The organism is Paenarthrobacter sp. PPS72 (assembly GCF_048537125.1).
GTDB classification, from domain to species: Bacteria; Actinomycetota; Actinomycetes; order Actinomycetales; family Micrococcaceae; genus Arthrobacter; species Arthrobacter nitroguajacolicus_E.
This window is the reverse complement of the sequence record NZ_JBLYIE010000021.1, coordinates 53,894-74,342: the sequence shown is the minus strand read 5'-3', so window position 1 is coordinate 74,342 and position 20,449 is coordinate 53,894. Positions and strand designations below refer to the sequence as shown.

At 63.0% G+C, this 20,449-nt stretch carries 16 protein-coding genes; 12 read left to right on the top strand and 4 right to left on the bottom strand.

Annotated features, from left to right (window positions below; all coding sequences use genetic code 11):
* Positions 1-32 precede the first annotated feature (32 nt).
* Positions 33-737 carry a hypothetical protein gene (locus ACLRGI_RS10655; RefSeq protein ID WP_011774153.1) on the top strand — a complete coding sequence of 235 codons (705 nt, stop codon included), beginning with the start codon at positions 33-35 and terminating at the stop codon, positions 735-737.
* Entirely contained in the window at positions 734-5,188 is a 4,455-nt protein-coding gene (locus tag ACLRGI_RS10650) for a type VII secretion EssC family protein (protein WP_419201627.1), read from the top strand. The genes ACLRGI_RS10655 and ACLRGI_RS10650 overlap by 4 nt, the downstream gene beginning before the upstream one ends.
* Before the next feature lie 79 nt (positions 5,189-5,267).
* On the opposite strand, the gene ACLRGI_RS10645 is transcribed toward ACLRGI_RS10650, so the two are convergent.
* Positions 5,268-5,519: a hypothetical protein gene (locus ACLRGI_RS10645; RefSeq protein ID WP_419201626.1), complete on the bottom strand. Its 252-nt coding sequence runs from the start codon at positions 5,517-5,519 to the stop codon at positions 5,268-5,270.
* Between ACLRGI_RS10645 and ACLRGI_RS10640 the strand changes: the two genes are divergently transcribed.
* From ACLRGI_RS10640 to ACLRGI_RS10625, 4 genes are read left to right on the top strand one after another with little or no spacing between them, the layout of a single operon-like run.
* Positions 5,518-5,646: a hypothetical protein gene (locus ACLRGI_RS10640; RefSeq protein WP_419201625.1), complete on the top strand. Its 129-nt coding sequence runs from the start codon at positions 5,518-5,520 to the stop codon at positions 5,644-5,646. The two genes, ACLRGI_RS10645 and ACLRGI_RS10640, sit on opposite strands and share 2 nt — an antisense overlap.
* Positions 5,647-5,685: 39 nt before the next feature.
* Positions 5,686-8,010, top strand: a complete 2,325-nt coding sequence (ligA, locus tag ACLRGI_RS10635) for an NAD-dependent DNA ligase LigA (protein WP_419201624.1) — start codon at positions 5,686-5,688, stop codon at positions 8,008-8,010.
* Positions 8,007-8,831 carry an inositol monophosphatase family protein gene (locus tag ACLRGI_RS10630; protein ID WP_419201623.1) on the top strand — a complete coding sequence of 275 codons (825 nt, stop codon included), beginning with the start codon at positions 8,007-8,009 and terminating at the stop codon, positions 8,829-8,831. Before ligA ends, ACLRGI_RS10630 begins: the two co-directional genes overlap by 4 nt.
* 59 nt (positions 8,832-8,890) lie before the next feature.
* Positions 8,891-10,099: an AAA family ATPase gene (locus ACLRGI_RS10625; protein WP_419201622.1), complete on the top strand. Its 1,209-nt coding sequence runs from the start codon at positions 8,891-8,893 to the stop codon at positions 10,097-10,099.
* A gap of 72 nt (positions 10,100-10,171) precedes the next feature.
* On the opposite strand, the gene ACLRGI_RS10620 is transcribed toward ACLRGI_RS10625, so the two are convergent.
* On the bottom strand, positions 10,172-11,539 hold the full coding sequence (locus tag ACLRGI_RS10620; protein ID WP_419201621.1) for an LLM class flavin-dependent oxidoreductase: 1,368 nt from the start codon (positions 11,537-11,539) through the stop codon (positions 10,172-10,174).
* 298 nt (positions 11,540-11,837) lie between these two features.
* Between ACLRGI_RS10620 and ACLRGI_RS10615 the strand changes: the two genes are divergently transcribed.
* Both ACLRGI_RS10615 and ACLRGI_RS10610 read left to right on the top strand, forming a co-directional pair.
* The gene (locus tag ACLRGI_RS10615) at positions 11,838-12,350 is read left to right on the top strand and encodes a GNAT family N-acetyltransferase (protein WP_419201620.1); all 513 of its coding nucleotides are present in this window, start codon (positions 11,838-11,840) and stop codon (positions 12,348-12,350) included.
* A 56-nt stretch (positions 12,351-12,406) separates the two neighbouring features.
* Positions 12,407-12,799 (top strand): RidA family protein, encoded by a 393-nt coding sequence (locus tag ACLRGI_RS10610; protein ID WP_402939761.1) that lies wholly within the window; start codon positions 12,407-12,409, stop codon positions 12,797-12,799.
* Between the two features lie 10 nt (positions 12,800-12,809).
* Here the strand turns inward: ACLRGI_RS10610 and ACLRGI_RS10605 are convergent, their stop codons facing one another.
* Entirely contained in the window at positions 12,810-13,469 is a 660-nt protein-coding gene (locus ACLRGI_RS10605; RefSeq protein WP_419201619.1) for a response regulator, read from the bottom strand.
* Positions 13,462-15,162 (bottom strand): sensor histidine kinase, encoded by a 1,701-nt coding sequence (locus ACLRGI_RS10600; RefSeq protein ID WP_419201783.1) that lies wholly within the window; start codon positions 15,160-15,162, stop codon positions 13,462-13,464. The genes ACLRGI_RS10605 and ACLRGI_RS10600 overlap by 8 nt, the downstream gene beginning before the upstream one ends.
* Before the next feature lie 198 nt (positions 15,163-15,360).
* On the opposite strand from ACLRGI_RS10600, the gene ACLRGI_RS10595 reads away from it, so the two are divergent.
* The 4 genes from ACLRGI_RS10595 to gatB all read left to right on the top strand — a co-directional run bounded on the left by ACLRGI_RS10595 (position 15,361) and on the right by gatB (position 20,386).
* Positions 15,361-16,842, top strand: coding sequence for a CitMHS family transporter (locus ACLRGI_RS10595; protein WP_419201618.1), 1,482 nt, complete (start codon positions 15,361-15,363; stop codon positions 16,840-16,842).
* A 180-nt stretch (positions 16,843-17,022) separates the two neighbouring features.
* Positions 17,023-17,319 carry an Asp-tRNA(Asn)/Glu-tRNA(Gln) amidotransferase subunit GatC gene (gene gatC, locus ACLRGI_RS10590; protein WP_017199363.1) on the top strand — a complete coding sequence of 99 codons (297 nt, stop codon included), beginning with the start codon at positions 17,023-17,025 and terminating at the stop codon, positions 17,317-17,319.
* Between the two features lie 5 nt (positions 17,320-17,324).
* A complete protein-coding gene (gatA, locus tag ACLRGI_RS10585) occupies positions 17,325-18,878 on the top strand; it encodes an Asp-tRNA(Asn)/Glu-tRNA(Gln) amidotransferase subunit GatA (RefSeq protein WP_419201617.1) in 1,554 nt (517 codons plus the stop codon).
* Positions 18,878-20,386, top strand: coding sequence for an Asp-tRNA(Asn)/Glu-tRNA(Gln) amidotransferase subunit GatB (gene gatB, locus ACLRGI_RS10580; protein ID WP_089594286.1), 1,509 nt, complete (start codon positions 18,878-18,880; stop codon positions 20,384-20,386). Before gatA ends, gatB begins: the two co-directional genes overlap by 1 nt.
* Positions 20,387-20,449 lie beyond the last annotated feature (63 nt).

The following is a 20,449-nucleotide window of genomic DNA, read 5'->3' as shown; positions in this document are numbered from 1 at the left end:
CTTACTTACCGCCGACTGAGGAGGCACAGATCATGGGGGATCTAGCAATAGATTTCTGTGGGGAATGGTACGAACCATCCGACGAGGACATCTTCGATATTGGACGCGAAGGTGACTTGGAGGTGGACGACAACCCTTACCTGCACCGACGCTTCCTGCAGATCGCCCGCTACGACGGCATGTGGTGGCTGAGCAACGTCGGAAGCATGCTGTCCGCCACCATCGCTGACGGCTCCGGCGGCATGCAGGCGTGGCTGGCGCCCGGGGCGAGGATCCCGCTGGTATTCAGCCACACCAACGTGATCTTCACTGCCGGACCTACCACCTACGAGTTCGCTGTTCACTTGAAGACGCCGTCGTTCCGGCACGAAGCACGCGACGAGGACCAGGCGGGGGACACCACCATCGGACCTGTGGTCTTCACCGACTCGCAAAAGGCGCTCATCGTTGCCTTGGCCGAGCCCATGTTGCGACGCGATGGCACAGGCTTCAGCGCCATTCCCTCATCTGCCGAGGCCGCCAAGCGCCTGGGCTGGGCGTTGACCCGTTTCAACCGCAAGCTGGATAACGTCTGCGACAAACTGGATCGCGTAGGCGTAGTGGGCCTTCGCGGCGGGGTTGGAAAACTTGCCACCAACCGCCGGGCGCGCTTGGTGGAACACGCCGTGACGTCACATCTGGTGACCCCGGCTGACCTGCATCTCCTTGAAAAAATGAGTGGAGTCGACGAAGGATGAAGTTCCGCCTGACCTTGCGGCGCGACCCTGCGGAAGCAAAGGACCTCGCCGTAACGGTGGACGGTCGTGCCACCGTGGCTGACATTGCCACCGAACTTTGGGCTGCCGACCCCGCACGAAAGGGGACCGAACCGCCGTCGAACCTGTCCATCAGCGTGGACGAGGCATTCGTTGGCGGCGGGCTTTCAGGACACGTCCTGCGGCCCACCGACAACCTGCTGGAGTCCGGGCTGCGGCCGGGGTCCAAGGTCTCGCTGGCGCAGGTCAGCGAGCAGTTCGCATCGGACGGCCACGCCAACGGCAATGGCAGGGGACCGGCAGCGGCGACGTTGCGCGTGATGTCAGGGCCCGACGTCGGACGCGAATTTTCACTGCCATTCGGCACCAGCTACATCGGCCGGGACCGGGACGCCGACATCCGTTTGTCGGACCCGCTGACGTCCAAGCGCCATGCCCGGATTACTGTGGGCGAAACGGTGGAAATCGTGGACACGAACTCCGCCAACGGCCTGCTCATGGACGGACTGCCGGTAACCCGGGCAACACTGGAATCCTCTGACACCGTTACCTTGGGCGATACGTCCGTGGGCGTCGTTGCCCTGTCCCGCAACCACTCGGGCGCTCCGTCCTCGCCGTTGGTGGATTTCAACCGCTCGCCGCGCGTGCTGCCCAGGTTCGAGTCGCCCAAGCGAGTGCCGCCGGCCGGTCCCAAACGCCCGGAACACCAGCCCTTCCCCTACATCATGCTGATCGCGCCGCTCCTGATGGGCGGCGTCCTCTTCGCCTTCACGCAGAACCTGCTCTCCGTGATTTTCATGGCGATGATGCCGCTGTTCATTGTGGGCCACTATGTGGACCACAAAATGCAGAGCAAGCGGCAGGCCAAGGAAGGCCATAAACAGTTCAAGGCAGCAATGCTGGCCTTCCGTGAGGACATCGACAAGCAGCAGAACATTGAGCGCGCCGTCAGGCTCCAGGAAGCGCCGTCCGTCAGCGACACCGTGGACGCGATCTACAAACTGGGACCCCTTCTCTGGACCCACCGTCCGGAGCATCAGCACTTCCTGGGGGTTCGCTTCGGATTGGGTTCCGCACCCTCGCGCATCCAGTTCGACGAGCCCGGGGCCAACGAAACCGAACCGCAATACATGCGCGAAATCCAGGAATGCCTGCAGCAGGTCCGTGTCATTGAAGGCGTACCGATCGTGTCTCAACTGCGGACCTCAGGCGCCTTTGGCGTGGCCGGTGACCGCAGTGTGGTGGACGACGTAGCCCGTGGCATGGTCCTCCAATTGGTAGGCCTCCATTCTCCGGCCGAGGTTGTCCTCACGGCCCTGACGTCGGCACGTTCCCGTGAGCGCTGGGACTGGTTGCAGTGGCTCCCGCACGTTGGTTCCGGCCACAGCCCCATCTCCGGTGATCACCTTGCAGCCGGCCCCGGTGCAGGTGCTGCCTTGTTATCCCGACTCGAAAACCTCGTGGAAGAACGTGAATCCATGGCCAAGGAGCCGGGGCCGCATCCTCGTCCCGGACTCAAGAACGAGCACGAAGAAGTTCCCGGGCCCGTGGTTCCGGCCGTCTTGGTGATCGTTGAGGACGACGCCCCCGTGGACCGGGGCCGCCTCACCCGGTTGGTGGAACGAGGCCCCGACTACGGCGTGCACATCATGTGGGTGGCCGCCAACGTGCAGTCCCTCCCGGCGGCTTGCCGCGACTTCCTCTCGGTGGATGGCGATCACGGCACCACCACCGGCCAGGTCCGCTTGGGTCGCCACACGTACCCCGTGAGCTGCGAAAGCCTCGACGCGGACCTCGCTACGCAGCTGGCGCGCATGATGTCGCCGCTGGTGGACGTGGGAAACCCGCTCGACGACGACTCCGACCTCCCGCGCGCCGTCTCCTACGCCACCTTGATCGGCAAGGAACTCATGGACAACCCACAGGCCGTGGCCGAGCGTTGGCAGGAGAACAACTCCGTCCACGCTACGGCCGTGCCCAACCGGAAGGACAACGGCAGCCTCCGCGCGCTGGTTGGTTCCAAAGGTGTGGAGCCGTTCTACCTCGACCTCAAGAATGAAGGCCCGCACGCACTGGTCGGTGGAACTACAGGTGCCGGCAAATCCGAGTTCCTCCAGTCGTGGGTCATGGGCATGGCGGCTGCGTACAGCCCGGACCGCGTCAGCTTCCTGTTCGTCGATTACAAGGGCGGTGCTGCCTTTGCCGACTGCCTGCATTTGCCGCACACGGTCGGACTGGTGACCGACTTGTCCCCGCACCTGGTCCGACGTGCGCTGACGTCGCTTCGCGCTGAGCTCCACTACCGCGAAAGACTCCTGAACCGTAAGAAAGCCAAGGACCTCCTTGCCCTTCAGCGCGAAGCCGATCCCGAGGCACCCCCTTACCTCATCATCATCGTGGACGAATTCGCGGCGCTGGCAACCGAAGTTCCAGAGTTCGTTGATGGTGTGGTGGACGTTGCCGCCCGTGGCCGTTCCTTGGGCCTGCACCTGATCCTGGCGACGCAACGTCCTGCAGGCGTCATCAAAGACAACCTCAGGGCCAACACCAACCTCCGTGTTGCCTTGCGCATGGCTGACGAAGTGGACGCAACCGACATTCTGGGTGTTCCGACCGCCGCCTACTTTGATCCGTCCATTCCCGGGCGTGGTGCCGCCAAGACCGGTCCCGGCCGTATCCAAGGCTTCCAGACCGGATACGCCGGCGGTTGGACGACGGAAAAACCGCAACGTCCCCGGATCGACATCGTGGAGATGGCGTTCGGATCAGGCCCAACGTGGGAACCGCCCCTGGTCTCGCAGGTGGAAGAAGAACCCGCCGGGCCCAACGATATTGCCAGGATGACAGGAAACATCATCCGCGCAGCTGACGTGCTGTCCATCCAGCCTCCCCGGAAGCCATGGCTCAACGAGCTCGCCACAACCTACGACTTCTCCAAGCTTCCCAACCCGCGGACCGATGAACGCCTCCTGCTGGGTGTGGCGGACGATCCCGCCCACCAAGACCAGCCCACGGTGTTCTACGAGCCGGACAAGGACGGCAACATGGCCGTCTACGGTACGGGCGGATCCGGTAAGTCGGCGGCGCTGCGGGGGATTGCCATCGCCGCGGCTGTCACGCCGCGTGGTGGCCCGGTGCATGTTTACGGCATTGACTGTGGTTCCTCGGGCCTGAAGATGCTTGACGGTCTTCCGCACGTTGGCGAAATCATCAACGGCGACGACGTAGAGCGTGTCGGTCGACTGCTGCGCTGGCTCAAGGAAGTGGCGGATGACCGGGCAGCACGGTTTGCAGAGGTCCGGGCCTCCACCATCGTCGAATACCGGCAGTTGGCCAACCGTCCGGAAGAGAAGCGCATCTTCATCCTGGTGGACGGCATGTCTTCCTTCCGTGAGTCCTACGAGTACAGCAACTTGTCTGCGCTGTGGGACATCTTCCTGACGTTGGCCACCGACGGACGTCCTTTGGGCATCCACTTGGTAGTCAGCGGTGACCGCACGAACTCCGTGCCGGCGTCGCTCCTTGCCTCCATCCAGAAGCGGTTGGTCCTGAGGCTGAGTTCCGAAGACGACTACATGACCCTGGACGTCCCCAAGGATGTCCTCAATGCCGCTTCGCCTCCCGGGCGTGGTCTCCTGGACGGGCTCGAAGTTCAGCTTGCGGTGCTGGGAGGGAACTCGAACCTTGCGCTCCAGGCCCGGGAAGTTGCCAAACTCAGCCAAGCGATGCTTCGCCAGGGACTCGAGCAGGCACCGCAGATTCAGCGGCTCCCGGAGCTGGTGGACCTGGATATCCTGCCCACCGGCGCTCCGGACAACCCCGTGATAGGCGTCGACGACGAGACGTTGGGCTCGGCGGCCATTGCCGCCAAGGGATCACTCCTGCTGGCCGGCCCTCCAGGGGCGGGACGCACTGTCGCCTTGGTGACTTTGGCATACGCCCTGCGACGTTCCAACCCGCGTACGGACTTGATCTACATCGGCTCCCGCCGCTCCGCTGTGGCATCACTGAACATCTGGAGCAGGTCACTGGTGGGGCCGGATGAAGTTTCGGATGTGGTGGATGACCTGATCGACAAAGCCTCGGATAACCCCGGCACCATGGCCATCTTCATCGAAGGCCTGACAGAGTTCACTGACACCCTGGCTGAATCAGGAGTGGGACGCTTGGTCACCGCCGCGATCAAGGCCGATCAGTGGGTGGTTGGCGAGTCCGAGACCTCCACTTGGTCCCAGGCATGGTCCCTTGCCCAACCGTTCAAGTCCGGCCGCCGCGGGCTGTTGCTTAACCCCGGGGACGTGGAAGGCGACAGCCTCCTCAATACCTCCTTGGGCAGGATCAGCAAGGACTTCATCCCGGGCCGCGGATACATCGTGGGACGTGGAAAGGTACGCAAGCTCCAGATCGCCATGCCGCCTGAAAACCGTAGCTAGGAGGCTACCTACATGCGACACCCGCGCCAGCACCGCCTGTTCAAGCACCACAGCCGGTTCAGGTTCCGCAGCCACCCGTTCAGGTGCCACAGCAGCCTGCGGTGACCCAGTTCGTCACCGTGGCACCCGTGGCACCGACGGCGGGCAGCGCGGCGTCGAACCCGTCCGAAGCTACAGCAACCGCGGAGACCGCCTCAGGATCGGAAAAACCGTCGGTAATGCCGTCGGCCTCTCCGACCACGAGCCCCGGCGCTACAAGCGCAAGCCCGAGTAAAACCTCCAACTGGAACACGCCCGTTGACGAGGGCAGGGAGACGGCGGCGGCCGCCATGGCCTCAAGCTCCTTTTCAGGACCCAACTTCTTGGGCTTGTTCGGCCTCCTGGGTGCCGTCCTGGTTGTTGGCCTGGGCGGGCTGGCGTTCGCGTTGTGGAGCAAGAACCGGCCCTCGTCCCACTAGCAACTCTTTAATGTCCGTGGGTTACGGCAAGATAGACCTGTGAGCACACCAGAGAATCCGGATCCGGTCGACACCACAACCCAGGAAGCCGCTGCGGCCATCGTCGCAGAGGAAGGGACTCCGCCGTCGGAGTCCCTTCGGGATGAGTACGAGCAATTAGCGGACCTCGTCCGCAAGTACCGCTATGCCTACTACCAGGAAGACTCGCCAACGGTTTCCGACGCCGAGTTCGATGAACTCTACCGTCGGCTGGAGGAACTGGAAGCACTGCACCCGGAGCTGGTGTCCAACGATTCGCCCACCCAGGAAGTCGGGGGCGAGGTCTCGTCCGCTTTCGCGGCTGTGGAGCATCTGCAGCGGATGTACAGCCTCGATGACGTCTTCTCCCTGGATGAGCTCGAAGCCTGGGTCCGCAAGGCTGAAGCGTCAGTGGCCAAGCTTGGGGATTCCGTTCCGCCCATCGCCTGGCTGACTGAACTGAAGATTGACGGCCTTGCCGTCAATCTGCTGTACCGGGACGGGAAACTGGTCCGTGCCGCCACCAGGGGCGATGGCACCACGGGTGAAGACATCACTCACAACGTGCTCACCATCAAGGAGATTCCACGGCAGCTCACCGGTTCGGGTTACCCGTCGGAAGTGGAAATCCGCGGCGAGGTGTTCATCCCCTCCAAGGCGTTCGTCGAGTTCAATGAAACGCTGGTGGCGGCTGGAAAAGCGCCGCTTGCCAACCCCCGCAACGCCGCCGCTGGTTCACTCCGCCAAAAGGACCCTGCGGAAACTGCCAAGCGTCCGCTGAGCATGTTCGTCCACGGCATCGGCGCCCGTGAAGGACTGGAGGCGAAAAGCCAGTCGGAAACCTACAAACTCCTTGACGAGTGGGGGCTCCCCGTCAGCCCCTACCTCAAGGTCCTGGATACGTTTGAGGACGTCCTGAAGTACATTGCCGACTACGGTGAGCGACGCCATAAGCTCCTGCACGAAATCGATGGCATCGTGGTCAAGATCGATGACTTTGCTACCCAGCGGGCGCTTGGTTACACTTCCCGGGTCCCCAGATGGGCTGCTGCTTACAAGTACCCGCCCGAAGAAGTCCACACCAAGCTCCTGGACATTGCAGTCAACGTGGGCCGGACAGGGCGTGTGACTCCCTTCGGCCTGATGGAGCCGGTGAAAGTTGCCGGTTCCACCGTGGGAATGGCCACCCTTCACAACCAGGACGTAGTCAAAGCCAAGGGCGTCATGATCGGTGACATCGTGATTCTCCGTAAAGCCGGCGACGTCATTCCTGAGATCGTTGGTCCGGTGCTGGCCCTTCGGGACAAGCAGGATCCGCCGGTCCGTGAATTCGTGATGCCCACTGAATGCCCGTCATGTGGAACGCCGTTGGCTCCGTCCAAGGAAGGCGATGTGGACATTCGTTGCCCCAACGCCAAGTCCTGCCCGTCGCAGCTTCGGGAGCGCGTGTTCCACCTGGCGGGCCGCGGCGCGTTTGATATCGAAGCCCTCGGGTGGGAGGCAGCCATTGCCCTCACTCAGCCGGCAGAACCTGAGACGCCGCCCCTCACCAGTGAGGCCGGCCTGTTCAGCTTGACGCGCGAGGACCTGGCGGACGTCAAGATCCGGAGGGAAAAGCGGTCCAAAGGGGTGGGAACCGGCGAGTATGAGCTTGTCCCGTACTTCTTCACCAAGGGAACGGCCAAGTCTCCGTCCAAGCCGACGGCGACCACGGAAAAACTCTTCGTGGAGCTGGAGAAAGCCAAGAAGCAGCCCCTGTGGCGCGTGCTGGTGGCGCTCTCCATCCGACACGTCGGGCCCACAGCTTCACGTGCTCTTGCCACTGCGTTCGGCACCATGGACGCCATCCGCAACGCCACGGAAGAGCAAATGGCCCACGTTGATGGCGTAGGCCCCACCATTGCCGTGGCGCTCAAGGAATGGTTCGCCGTGGACTGGCACAACGAGATCGTGGACAGCTGGGCTGCTGCAGGCGTGCGGATGGAGGACGAACGGGACACCTCCGTGCCGCGGACCCTTGAAGGCCTCACGGTCGTAGTCACGGGCACACTGCCCAACTTCAGCCGCGACGAAGCCAAAGAAGCCATCATCATCCGCGGCGGCAAGGCCTCCGGATCCGTTTCCAAGAACACCAGTTACCTGGTGGCCGGTGAAAGCGCCGGAACCAAGCTGGACAAAGCCGAGCAACTCGGCGTACCAGTGCTGGACGAGGACGGCTTCCGCGAGCTCTTGGCCAACGGCCCGGCAGAGACCGGGACAGAGTCCAAAGCGGCAACGGATGAAGCAACCGTAGTGGATGAAACAGCAGTGGTGGATGAAACAGCAGTGGAAGCGGCCTCCGAATGACCGATGCCAAAGAGCTGCTTGCTGTAGCCAAACGTGCAGCGGCCGCGGGCGCTGCCGTCCTCGCCCAGCGCTCTGCCACAGGGACTGGCGGCGACGGCCTGGACACCAGCAACAAGGGTGAGGCCGGCGACTGGGTCACGGCTTTTGACGTCACGGCTGAGAACGCTGTCCGTGAAGCGATCCTTGCCGAACGGCCCCGCGACACCATCACGGGGGAGGAGCACGGCACCACCCGGCCCCAACAGCCCTCGGGATACCGCTGGTCCATCGATCCCCTGGACGGGACCACCAACTTCATCCGCAACATCGTCTACTACGCCACCTCCGTTGCGGTAGCGGACTCCGACGGCGTCTGGCAGGCCGGCGTTGTTCACGCGCCGGCGTTGGGGCGCATCTACTCGGCGGCCCGCGGTCAAGGTGCGTGGATGGAAGCCGGGGGAGAGGCAACTCGCCTGGCAGGCCCGGTCGCAGGGCGCACCGGCCTTATCCTGGCCACCGGCTTCAGCTACGATCCTGCAACCCGGGCCAGCCAATCCGAAGGACTCGCCGGGCTCATGGACGGATTTGCCGACGTCCGACGCCTCGGATCGGCTGCGTTGGACCTCTGCCTGGTGGCAGACGGAACCTTTGACGCCTACGGGGAGCGGGGCCTGAACGAGCACGACTTCGCTGCAGGCGCGCTGATTGCGGAAGAAGCAGGGTGTTGGGTACGTCGGCCACGGCTGGAGAGCCCTCTCGATGGCGGTCCAAGCACGGAGGACCGTTTGGCAGCGTGGATGTGTGCGGGGGCCTTTGAACTGTCCGGCAAATTTCCCTTGTGACCAGTAGCCAGTGACCAGTAGCCAGCAGCCAGTGACCAGCAGCCAATGACTATCAGCCTATGATCAAGACCCTCGCAATCGCCAACTACCGGTCCATCCGGGATCTCGCCGTCGGGTTGCATGGCCTGGACATCGTGACCGGGGCCAACGGCAGCGGGAAGTCTTCCCTATACCGGGCCCTGAGGCTCCTGGCCGAATGCGCCGGAGGTGACTCGGGGAACGTGGTGGGTTCCCTGGCCAGGGATGGCGGGTTGGCCTCCACGCTATGGGCTGGCCCGGAGTCCATCAGCGAGGCCATGCGCCGTGGTGAAGTACCTGTGCAGGGAACAGTCCGTCGGGAGTCCGTAAACCTGAAACTGGGCTACTCCAGTGACGACTTCGGGTACTTGGTGGACCTTGGTATGCCGGCGTCCAGCGGCGCCGGCTTTGATCAGGAAACCGGCCGGTCCCGCCCTTCGGCATTCAGCCTGGATCCTGAGATCAAGCGCGAGCAGATTTTCTCCGGCCCTGTTGCACGGCCTGGTTCCCTGCTGGTGGACCGCAAGGGGAGCCTCGCCAGGCTGCGCGGACCGGACAGTGAGTGGACGGAACTGTCCCGGCGGCTGGACGCTTTCCAGAGCATGCTGACAGAGGTATCGGACCAAGACCGTGCGCCGGAAGTCCTGCAGGTTCGTGACTCGGTTCGTTCATGGCGGTTCTACGATCATTTCCGCACCGATGCCGAGGCTCCAGCGCGTCAGGCACAGCTCGGAACACGCACCCCCGTTCTGCACCATAGTGGTAAGGACCTTGCAGCCGCACTCCAGACGCTGCTGGAGGTGGGCTTCGAGCGGCAGTTGGATGCCGCCGTCGATCATGCCTTTCCCGGAAGCCGATTGGAGATCGCCGTCAGCGACGGCCGGTTCAGTGTGGAGTTGCGGCAGCCGGGCATGCTCAGACCCATGAAGGCCGCCGAACTCTCGGACGGGACGCTGCGCTTCCTGCTGCTCACCGCGGCGATGTTGACGCCGCGTCCCCCGGAGCTCATGGTCTTGAACGAACCCGAGACCAGCCTCCACGTTGACCTGATGCCGGCACTGGCCGGACTGATTGTCCAGGCCAGTGCCAACAGCCAGATGATTGTGGTGACCCACTCCGAGGCCCTGCTCAAGGCACTTCGCGAAAGCGGAGCCGCCCATGAACATGAGCTCTACAAGGACCTTGGCGAGACCAGGATCAAGGGCCTGGGACCGCTCGAAGGTCCCTTGTGGAGCTGGCCCAAGCGGTAGGCCGCCGGAACCCTGACCGGTTCAAAAGGCAGAAAACCCTGATCGGCTCAAAGGCGGAAAACCCGGACCGGCTCAGAAGGCAGAGCCGATGGAGGTGAGTTCCTGCGGGGCATTCCCGGCGTAGCGGTTCTCCGGACGTACGAGCCCGTAGTGTCCCCGTAGCGTGGAGGCCGTGTATTCGGTTCGGAAGAGCCCACGCCGCTGCAGGATGGGCACCACATGGTCTACAAATATCTCCAGACCCGAAGGGAGGACGGGTGGCATGATATTGAAGCCGTCGGCCGCGCCTGCGTAGAACCAGTCGTGAATGGCATCGGCCACCTGTTCCGGTGTGCCTGAGAAGGTCCGGTGACCGCGTCCGCCACCCAACCGTCCAATCAGCTGCCGGACAGTAAGCTGCTCGCGCCTGGCCAGCTCCACGATCAGCGTGTACCGGCTTTTGGCTCCCTCGATCTCGTCCTCGGAGGGCAGGTCAGCCGGAAGTTGACGGTCCAGCGGAAGGTCCTCAGGGGACAAGCGGAGAGTCTTGGCCAGCTGCTCCCGCGCATACTCGGGCTTGATCAGTTCATCGAGTTCACGCTCCAGTTTGAAGGCTTCAGCCTCGGTGGAGCCGATCACCGGGACGATTCCCGGCAGGATTTTGATGCCCTCCGGATCCCGTCCGGCCGCTGCAGTGCGTGCCTTCAGGTCCGAATAGAAGGCTTGGGCGTCGGCGAGCGTTTGGTGCGCCGTAAAGACGGCTTCTGCGTACTGTGCTGCCAGGTTCTTGCCGTTTTCCGAGGACCCGGCCTGCACAATCAACGGGTGTCCTTGCGGGGACCGGGGAACGTTGAGCGGTCCACGGACGCGGAAGTGCTTCCCCTCGTGGTCGATGGTACGGATTTTGGTGTCGTCGCCCCAGACGCCGTCGGCTTTGTCCGCCAGGATGGCATCGTCTTCCCAGCTGTCCCACAATTTTTGGGCCACCTCAATGAATTCAGCAGCTCGTTCATATCGGACTGCGTGTGCCGGCTGGTCATCCACGCCGAAGTTCCGGGCAGCGTCGGGTCCGGCCGTCGTGACAACATTCCAGCCTGCACGTCCTCCGCTGACCCAGTCAACGGAGGCAAAACGGCGGGCAAGGTTGAAAGGATCGTTATAGGTGGTGGACGCGGTGGCGATCAAGCCAATCTTTTGGGTCGCTGCGGCGAGGGCCGTGAGCAGGACTGTTGGCTCCAACTTCCCGGCCGGACGCCGGCCTACCTCCCCGAACAGGACGGGGGAGTCCGCGAAGAAGATTGAGTCCAGCTTTCCTCGTTCTGCTGTACGGGCGAGATGCTGGTAGTGCTCCACTTTGGTAGGGGCAAGGGGGTCGCTTTCAGGAAGACGCCATGATGCTTCGTGATGCCCGGTGCTCATGAGGAAAGCGTTGAGGTGCAGTTGGCGGTCTGGCGGGGTCATGGTTTCTCCTCGGGGTCAAGAAAGTTTCGGCCGGTGTGTGGCAACTCAAACACGTGCCCAAAGGCCTTCGCCAGAAGTCCGACATGTCCCCGCAACAGCACGAAACCGTGGGTCACGGCACGCAACGCGGCTCAATTCGACGCCACGGGAGGCAACACAAAAGGCGGCCCAGCGGAGCGGGAGAAAACCAGCGCGAGTCAACCATCCGGCGTCGTTCGTTCCGGGCGTGACTGATAGCTCCATCACGGAAAGGCCATTCCGGCGCGGTTCGGGCCTCCCGCCCGACTACCATTGGTAGGTGCTTTCGCCGATTACCGTCCGTCCCGCCCTGCCCGAAGACTACGACGCCGTTGCCCGGATAACGCAGGACTCCTACGTCACTGCGGGGTACTACGGCGACGCCGACCACCCGTACCTGCAAAAGCTCCAGGACGTGGCCGGACGTGCAGAGCATGCAGAGATCCTGGTGGCAGAGCGCAATGGCGAAGTCATCGGCTCCGTAACGGCGGCACCGGCAGGTGGCGGCTTTTCCGACATCGGCCTCGACGACGAACTGGAACTCCGTACCCTCGTGGTGGATCCGGCAGTCCAGCGCTCCGGTGCCGGACGCGCGTTGGTGCAGGCCGTCGTCGACCAAGCAAAGGCCATGGACGGAATCAATGCCGTGTCCCTGACCACCGGGGCTACATGGGAAAGCGCCAATGCCCTGTATGCACGCACAGGTTTTGACCGTGCACCACATCGCGACTGGTTCGTTCCCGGCACCGACATAAAGCTGTTCGTTTACCGGCTGGACCTCCCGCAGTCATAAAGTTTCCTTCGTAAACGCGGTCACCGGACCGCGGGAAGCGACAGGAAAGGCGCGGCATGCGCAAGACATTCGGTACGGGTTCGGTCTGGGAGCAGACGCTGGGTTACTCCAGGGCAGTCCAGGTGGACAACACACTTTTCATTTCTGCCACGGCTGCCTCCGGACTTGTTGATGGTAAACAGGCGATAGTGGGCGATGACTTCTACTCGCAGACCAAGTACATCCTTGAGAAGCTCGGCGCTGTCCTCGAAGACGCCGGGTTCTCCTACGAGGACGTCGTTCAGTCCAAGCTGTACCTGACGGATATCAGCAAGTGGGAAGATGCCGGCCGTGCGCACGGTGAGGTGTTCGGTGAGATCCGCCCCACGCTCGCACTGGTTCACGTCCTGCCGTTCCTCGATCCCGAGATGCTGGTGGAGATCGAGCTCGTAGCGCAGAAGTCCGCGTAGCCTGCTTGGGTCAGCCGGGGACGCCATAGCGGTGTTCCGGGCGGCCGGTGCTTCCGTAGCGCAGTTGGATCTCGACGGCGCCATCGTCCGCGAGCGAAGACAGGTACCTTTGCGCTGTCGCCCGGGAAACGCCAACCCGTTCCGCCACCTCAGCGGCGGAGTACTGCTCGCCCGGCAGCAGGGATTCCAGGACCGCGGCTTCGGTTGCCGAGCGGGGCTTGGCTGACGGCGTGACGTCGCCGGGAATCAGGGACCGCTTGGCACGTTCTATGGTGGTCTGGTCAACGGCAGTCTGCTGTGCCAGGATCCGCCGATACCGCGCGTAGGACCGGAGCTGTTGGGAAAGTGACTCGGCGGTAAACGGTTTGAGCATGTATCCCAAGGCGCCGCGCCGTAGCGCCACTTTGATGGATTGCGCGTCCGAGGCAGCCGTGAGCATGATGGCATCGACGTCCAGCTGACCCAACAGGTCCAATCCGGACCCGTCCGGCAAGTACACGTCCAGCAGCACCAGATCGGGACGCAGGCTGTGGATAGCCTGAAGTGCTTGCGCTACGGATCCCGCCGGAGCCAAGGCCATGAAACCGGCCACGGAATCCACATACGCTGCATGGAGTCTTGCCACGTGGAAATCGTCATCCACGATCAATACCCGCAAGTCCTCAGCCATTGCTGTCCTCCCTGACCGTTGAGTCGGCGCCTGTTCCTGTAGGGTCCGCAGAGTCCATGACGCCCGGGATGGTCGCCATGAACACGGCGCCCGGACCGCCTTGACTGCCGCGTTCCAGGACGCGCACATCGCCGCCACGTCGCCGTGCAAGCTGCCGCACCAGCGCCAGCCCCAAACCTTGTCCAGCCCCCGAGCGTACCGGTTGTTCCGACGTCGTAAATCCTTCGGCGAAGACCTCTTCAGGTTCCAGGCTCCCCAACCCGTCGCCGGAATCGCCCACCAGGATGTGCAGTGTCCCTCCGTTTCCGGTGATGTCGTCCAGCAGCTCAATCTCCACCCAACGGTCCGCTGAGGAGCCGGCGACGGCGGCACTCACGGCGTTATCGATCAGGTTGCCGAGCACTGTGGTGACGTCCTGTGGATCGGTCACGTGTCCACGAACCAAAGTTTCGGGTCCGATGCGGAGAGCCACGCCCCGTTCCGAAGCCTCTACGCCCTTTGCTCCAACGAACGCCTGAAGATATGTGTCTTGGAGCAGTTCGGCCTGCTCCACCGGGAACTTCAGCGGGCCAGTGGCCGAAATCCGGGCCAGATACTCTTTGGCGGCATCGTGCTGGCCGATGCTCATGAAACCGGCAATGGTGTGCAGTTGGTTGGCGAATTCGTGGCGCTGTGCACGGAGAGCCGTGGACATGGTCCCTACGGCGTCGAGTTGTCGGGTGAGTTGCTGCAATTCCGTGCGGTCACGCAGCATGACAACCCAGCCGAGATCCTCCTGGCGGTGCCAGGCCTTGCGCGCGCTGGCGACCAAGACCCGCCCTCCAGCCACGATTTCCACGGCTTCGGCGTCGCGGGCTGCCGGCCGGGTGAGTTTTTTGAGCTGTTCGGGGACGGATGCAGATGCCCAGTCCTGGCCGGTGGCATCAGGGATGTCCAGGAGTCGTGCAGCGGCGGCGTTGAATACGGAGATACGTCCATCTGCGGCAATGCCGATCACGCCGTCGTCCACACCTTGGAGCACGGCAACCTGGTCGTGGACCAACGTGCTGATTTCTTCCGGTTCCAAGCCGAGCGTGAGCCGCTGCAGCCTGCGCCGGAGCAGGAAAGAGGCAAGCACACCGGCAAGCAACGAGCCTCCAGCTGTGAGTGCAATAGGGATAATGTCGCGGGTAAGGCTGTTACTCAACGACTCAACGGAATAGCCGACGCTGACCTCGCCCACAATCCCGCCAAGGCTCTCTGGCGCGTACACCGGAACCTTCGCCCCGGCCGAGGGCCCCAGCGTGCCCGTGTTGCGGGTGGTGATTTCCTGCCCGCCCAGTGCCACGGAGGGGTCGGTGCTGACGCGTTCACCCAGCCGTGCCGTCTCCGGGTGGGCAAGTCTGAGTCCCGTTTCGTCGGTGATGACGACGAACAAGGCTCCCGTCCGTTTTCGTACGGCTTCAGCCGCAGCTTGAAGGGTTCCGCCGGCGAGGACATCCGGGGGAGGCGTCCCTTCCTCTTTGCTGATGGCTTGGACGCCGGACCGGATATCGGGATCCGCGGCGACCGTCCTGGCAAGCGTGAGCGCCTGGTTTTCGGCCTCGGTGCCGATTCGTTCATACACCAGCCAAGCGTGGACTGTGCCGCTGAGCAGGACTACCAGCAGGACCACCCCCAGCTGGAGCAGAAGGGTTTGGGTGGAGAAACGCATGCTGACCCGGCTGTTGCGCGGCACCTTTGCTCCTTTCCTCCTGATCCATTGAAACACTGAGCACAATGCGCAAAACGTTCGCAACGAGCAGTATTCCCAACAATTCCCGGAAACCCCTGCCCGTGACGGACACCACCATATTGTCTGTAGTGCGCATCACATCGACGTGTTGCCATTCACAGTAGTAAGGAGCCGGCCGTGCTGGTTTTGCTTGGATTCGCAATGATTGCGGTATTCATGGTCCTGATCATGACCAAAAAATTGACGCCGGTCCTGGCGCTGATCATCGTCCCCACCGTGTTCGGCCTCTTCGCCGGGGCGGGCCTCGGCATCGGAGACATGGTGATGGACTCGATGAAGTCCATGACGTCAACGGCCGCGCTCCTGATGTTCGCCATCATTTACTTCGGTTTGATGATCGACGTCGGACTGTTCGACCCCCTGGTGAAGTTCATCCTGCGCAAGCTCGGTAACGACCCCGCCAAGGTTGTCCTGGGCACCGCCATCCTGGCGGCGGCGGTCTCCTTGGACGGCGACGGATCCACCACCTTCATCCTCACCACGGCCGCCATGCTTCCGGTCTACCTGCGGCTCAAGATGAGCCCAGTGGTCCTCACCTGCGTGGCAGGCCTCGCCAACGGCACCATGAACATCCTTCCGTGGGGCGGCCCCACCGCCCGTGCAGCCACCGCTTTGAAGCTTGACATCAATGACGTTTTCGTCCCCATGGTCCCGTCACTGATCGTAGGCCTCATCGTGGTCATGATCTTCGCTTGGTTGCTGGGCCTTCAGGAGCGGAACCGTCTGCGCACCACCGCCCCCGAGATCTGGGGCGACGTCGCCGATCCTTCTGGAGCGTTCGACGGCGGCAGCGGCCGCGGCGGTTCGGTCGCCGCACATTCGGGCTCAGGTAAGGGCGGCTTCGGCTTTGGCCGCACCGTAGGCAAGCCCGGCACCGGCGGAGGTTCCGGCGTCGCGGTTCTTGAGGACCCGGCCACCCTGGTGGACGAGCACGACACCGCCATGGCAGACACCGCCTTGGACCCTAACCGTTCCACTCTGCGACCCAAGCTGTTCTGGTTCAACCTTGGACTGACCGTGGCAGTCATGGTGGTCCTGGTGGCCAACATCGTTCCGCTGCCGTTCGTCTTCATGGTGGGCTCCGCGATCGCCCTGCTGGTCAACTTCCCCAAGGTCAAGGACCAAGGCGCGCAGCTGATCGCCCACGCACCGTCCATCGTCGCTGTGGTCAGCATGGTCATGGCCGCCGCAGTCCTCACCGGTGTCCTCAACGGCACGGGCATGGTCAAGGCAATGTCCGAGTGGCTGGTCCAGATCATTCCTGCCGAAATGGGCCCGTTCATGGCAGTCATCACAGGCCTGCTCAGCATCCCGATGACGTTCTTCATGAGTAACGATGCCTTCTACTTCGGGGTCCTGCCCGTCCTTTCCGAAACCGCAGCGTTCTACGGAGTCGACGCAGTGGATATGGCCCGCGCGTCCATCACCGGGCAGCCGTTCCACCTGCAGAGCCCCCTGGTGCCCGCCATCCTCCTGCTGGTTTCCCTCGCCAAAGTAGACCTGGGCGACCACCACAAGAAGGTCCTCTGGCGTACGGCAGTCATCTCGGTTGTCATGCTGGCCGTGGGAGTCCTGACCGGAGCAATCGGCATCGGCTGACCGCCCCCGAATCCAACGAGACAGCAGAGCGCGAATGGTCCGCTCGGCTGTCTTTTTGGGTTTATTGGCGGGACAAATTGCGAAAGCGCGGAGGATGGCTCCCGGGCGTAGCGTCTGACCGGCACACACAAGCCAAGTAGACTGGTTCGGAAAACCATTTGAACTTTGCAGGGGAGATCCATGGCTGCGATCAACCGTGACGACGTCGCGCATCTTGCGCGTCTGGCTCACATTGAAATGAGTGCCGAAGAACTGGACAGGATGGCTGTTGAGCTTGCTGTCATTGTGGATTCGGTGAAGAGCGTGAGTGAAGCTGCGGGGGAGGACGTCCCGGCGACGTCGCACCCGATTCCGTTGACCAATGTGTTCCGCGAGGACGTTGTGGGCCACACCTTTACGGCTGAGCAGGCGTTGTCCGGCGCTCCGGATGCTTACGAGAACCGTTTCAAGGTCCCGGCAATCCTGGATGAGGACTAAACACTATGACTGAGCTGAAGAACGAACTCATCCGCCACTCCGCTGCCGATCTCGCTGCGAAGCTGGCCGCCCGCGAGGTTACCGCCGTGGAGGTGACGCAGGCCCACCTTGACCGCATTGCCCTTGTTGATGGTCAGGTTAATGCGTTCCTGCACGTGAACAGCGAAGAGGCTTTGGCTGTTGCAGCCGAGGTTGATGCTGCCCGTGCGGCCGGTGGTTCCGCTGCTGAAGAGCTGCATGCCCTCGCTGGTGTGCCGATCGCGGTGAAGGACCTCATCGTTACCATCGGCCAGCCTACGACGGCGGGTTCGAAGATCCTTGAGGGATGGCACAGCCCCTACGACGCCACCGTGGTGAAGAGGCTGCGCGCGGCAAAGATGCCCATCCTGGGTAAGACCAACCTGGATGAATTCGCCATGGGTTCCTCCACTGAGCACTCTGCTTATGGCCCCACCCGCAACCCGTGGGACCTGGACCGGATTCCTGGCGGTTCGGGCGGTGGCTCCGCTGCCGCCGTCGCCGCTTTCGAAGCGCCGCTGGCATTGGGCACCGATACCGGTGGCTCGATCCGCCAGCCGGGTGCCGTCACTGGCACCGTTGGCGTGAAGCCGACGTACGGTGCTGTTTCCCGTTACGGTGCCATCGCCATGGCGTCGTCGCTGGACCAGATCGGACCTGTTTCCCGCACGGTCCTGGACTCGGCGCTGTTGCAGGAAGTCATCGGCGGTCACGACCCCTTTGATTCCACATCGCTGACGGACCCGTTCAATGACCTTGTTGCTGCCGCCCGCGTGGGCAACGTTGCCGGCATGAAGATCGGTATCGTCAAGGAACTCCACGGCGAGGGTTACCAGGCAGGCGTCGAGAACCGTTTCAACGAATCTCTTCAGCTGCTGAAGGATGCCGGTGCGGAAATCGTCGAGGTTTCCTGCCCTAACCTGAAGTACGCCCTGGGTGCGTACTACCTGATCATGCCGTCCGAGGTGTCCAGCAACCTGGCCAAGTTCGACGGCGTCCGCTTCGGAATGCGCGTCCTGCCCAAGGATGGCCCCATGACCATCGAACGTGTCATGGGTGCTACCCGTGCCGCCGGCTTCGGCGACGAAGTAAAGCGCCGCATCATCCTCGGTACCTACGCTTTGAGCGCCGGCTACTACGACGCCTACTATGGCTCCGCCCAGAAGGTTCGTACGCTGATCCAGCGTGACTTCGACGCCGCTTTCGCGAAGGCTGATGTCCTGATCTCGCCCACGGCGCCCACCACGGCGTTCAAGCTGGGGGAGAAGCTGGACGATCCACTGGCGATGTACCTGAACGACGTCGCAACCATCCCCGCCAACCTTGCCGGCATCCCGGGGCTGTCCCTGCCCGGTGGCCTTGCTGACGAAGACGGCCTGCCCGTTGGCATCCAGCTGCTGGCTCCTGCCCGCCAGGATGCCCGCCTGTACCGCGTGGGCGCTGTCCTCGAATCCATCCTTGAAGAGAAGTGGGGCGGCCCGATGCTTGCCCAGGCTCCCGTTCTTGGCACCGTTTCCAACACCGCCGGAGGTTCCAACTAATGTCCGTCGATGCAACCCTGAGCTTCGAAGAGGCCATGGAGAAGTACGATCCCGTCCTGGGGTTCGAGGTCCACGTTGAGCTCAACACCAAGACCAAGATGTTCTCCTCTGCCCCGAATGTTTTCGGTGACGAGCCGAACACCAACGTCAACGAAGTTGACTTGGGCATGCCCGGCGTCCTGCCGGTGGTGAACAAGACTGCGGTGGAGTCCTCCATCAAGATCGGCCTTGCCTTGAACTGCAAGATCGCCGAGTCCTGCCGCTTCGCCCGGAAAAACTATTTCTACCCGGACACCCCCAAGAACTTCCAGACCTCGCAGTACGACGAACCGATCGCATATGACGGCTACCTCGATATCGAGCTGGAGGACGGCACGGTCTTCCGCGTGGAGATCGAACGCGCCCACATGGAAGAGGACGCCGGCAAGCTGACCCACATGGGTGGCGCAGCGGGCCGTATCCAGGGTGCCGACTACTCGCTGGTGGACTACAACCGTTCCGGTGTGCCGCTGGTCGAAATCGTCACCAAGCCGATCGAGGGCGCCGGCAGCCGTGCGCCTGAGTTGGCCAAGGCGTACGTCGCGGCAGTCCGCGAGATCGTGAAGAACCTTGGCGTTTCCGACGCCAAGATGGAGCGCGGCAACGTCCGTTGCGACGCCAACGTTTCCTTGCGTCCGCACGGCCGGGAACGGTTCGGCATCCGTTCGGAGACCAAGAACGTGAACTCGCTGCGCGCCGTCGAGCACGCCGTCCGTTACGAGATCCAGCGCCACGCCGCCGTCTTGGATTCCGGCGAGCCGGTGATCCAGGAGACACGGCACTGGCACGAGGACACGCGTTCGACGACGTCGGGCCGGCCCAAGTCCGATGCCGACGATTACCGCTACTTCCCGGAGCCGGACCTGGTGCCCGTCGTCGCCTCCCGTGAGTGGGTTGAGGAACTCCGCGCCACCCTTCCCGAGCCGCCGGCCGAGCGCCGCAAGCGCCTCAAGGAAGCTTGGGGCTACTCGGATCTGGAATTCCGCGACGTCGTGAACGCAGGCGTCATGGACTCCATCGAGGAAACCATCGCGGCCGGTGCGTCCGCGGACGTTGCCCGTAAGTGGTGGATGGGCGAGATCGTGGGCCGCGCCAAGGTTGCCGACGTCGATCCTTCCGAGCTCGGTGTCACGCCGCAGGTCATCGTCGAGCTGAACAAGCTGGTTGAAGACGGCAAGATCAACAACAAGATGGCCACCCAGGTCCTGGACGGCGTCCTCGCCGGCGAAGGCACCCCGGCTGAGATCGTCGAGAAGCGCGGCCTCGCAGTTGTGTCCGACGACGGTCCCCTCCTGGAAGCCATCGACGCAGCACTGGCAGCACAGCCGGATGTCGCTGAGAAGATCCGCGGCGGCAAGGTCCAAGCCATTGGAGCAATTGTCGGTGGGGTCATGAAGGCCACCCGTGGCCAGGCAGACGCAGGACGAGTCCGCGAACTCATCCTGGAGAAGCTCGGCGTCGAGGGCTAAGTCCCGCAGTTTGATGCCCAAGTAGCTTGCAGTTGTGGTTGTTTTGAGAGCTCAGAACAACCA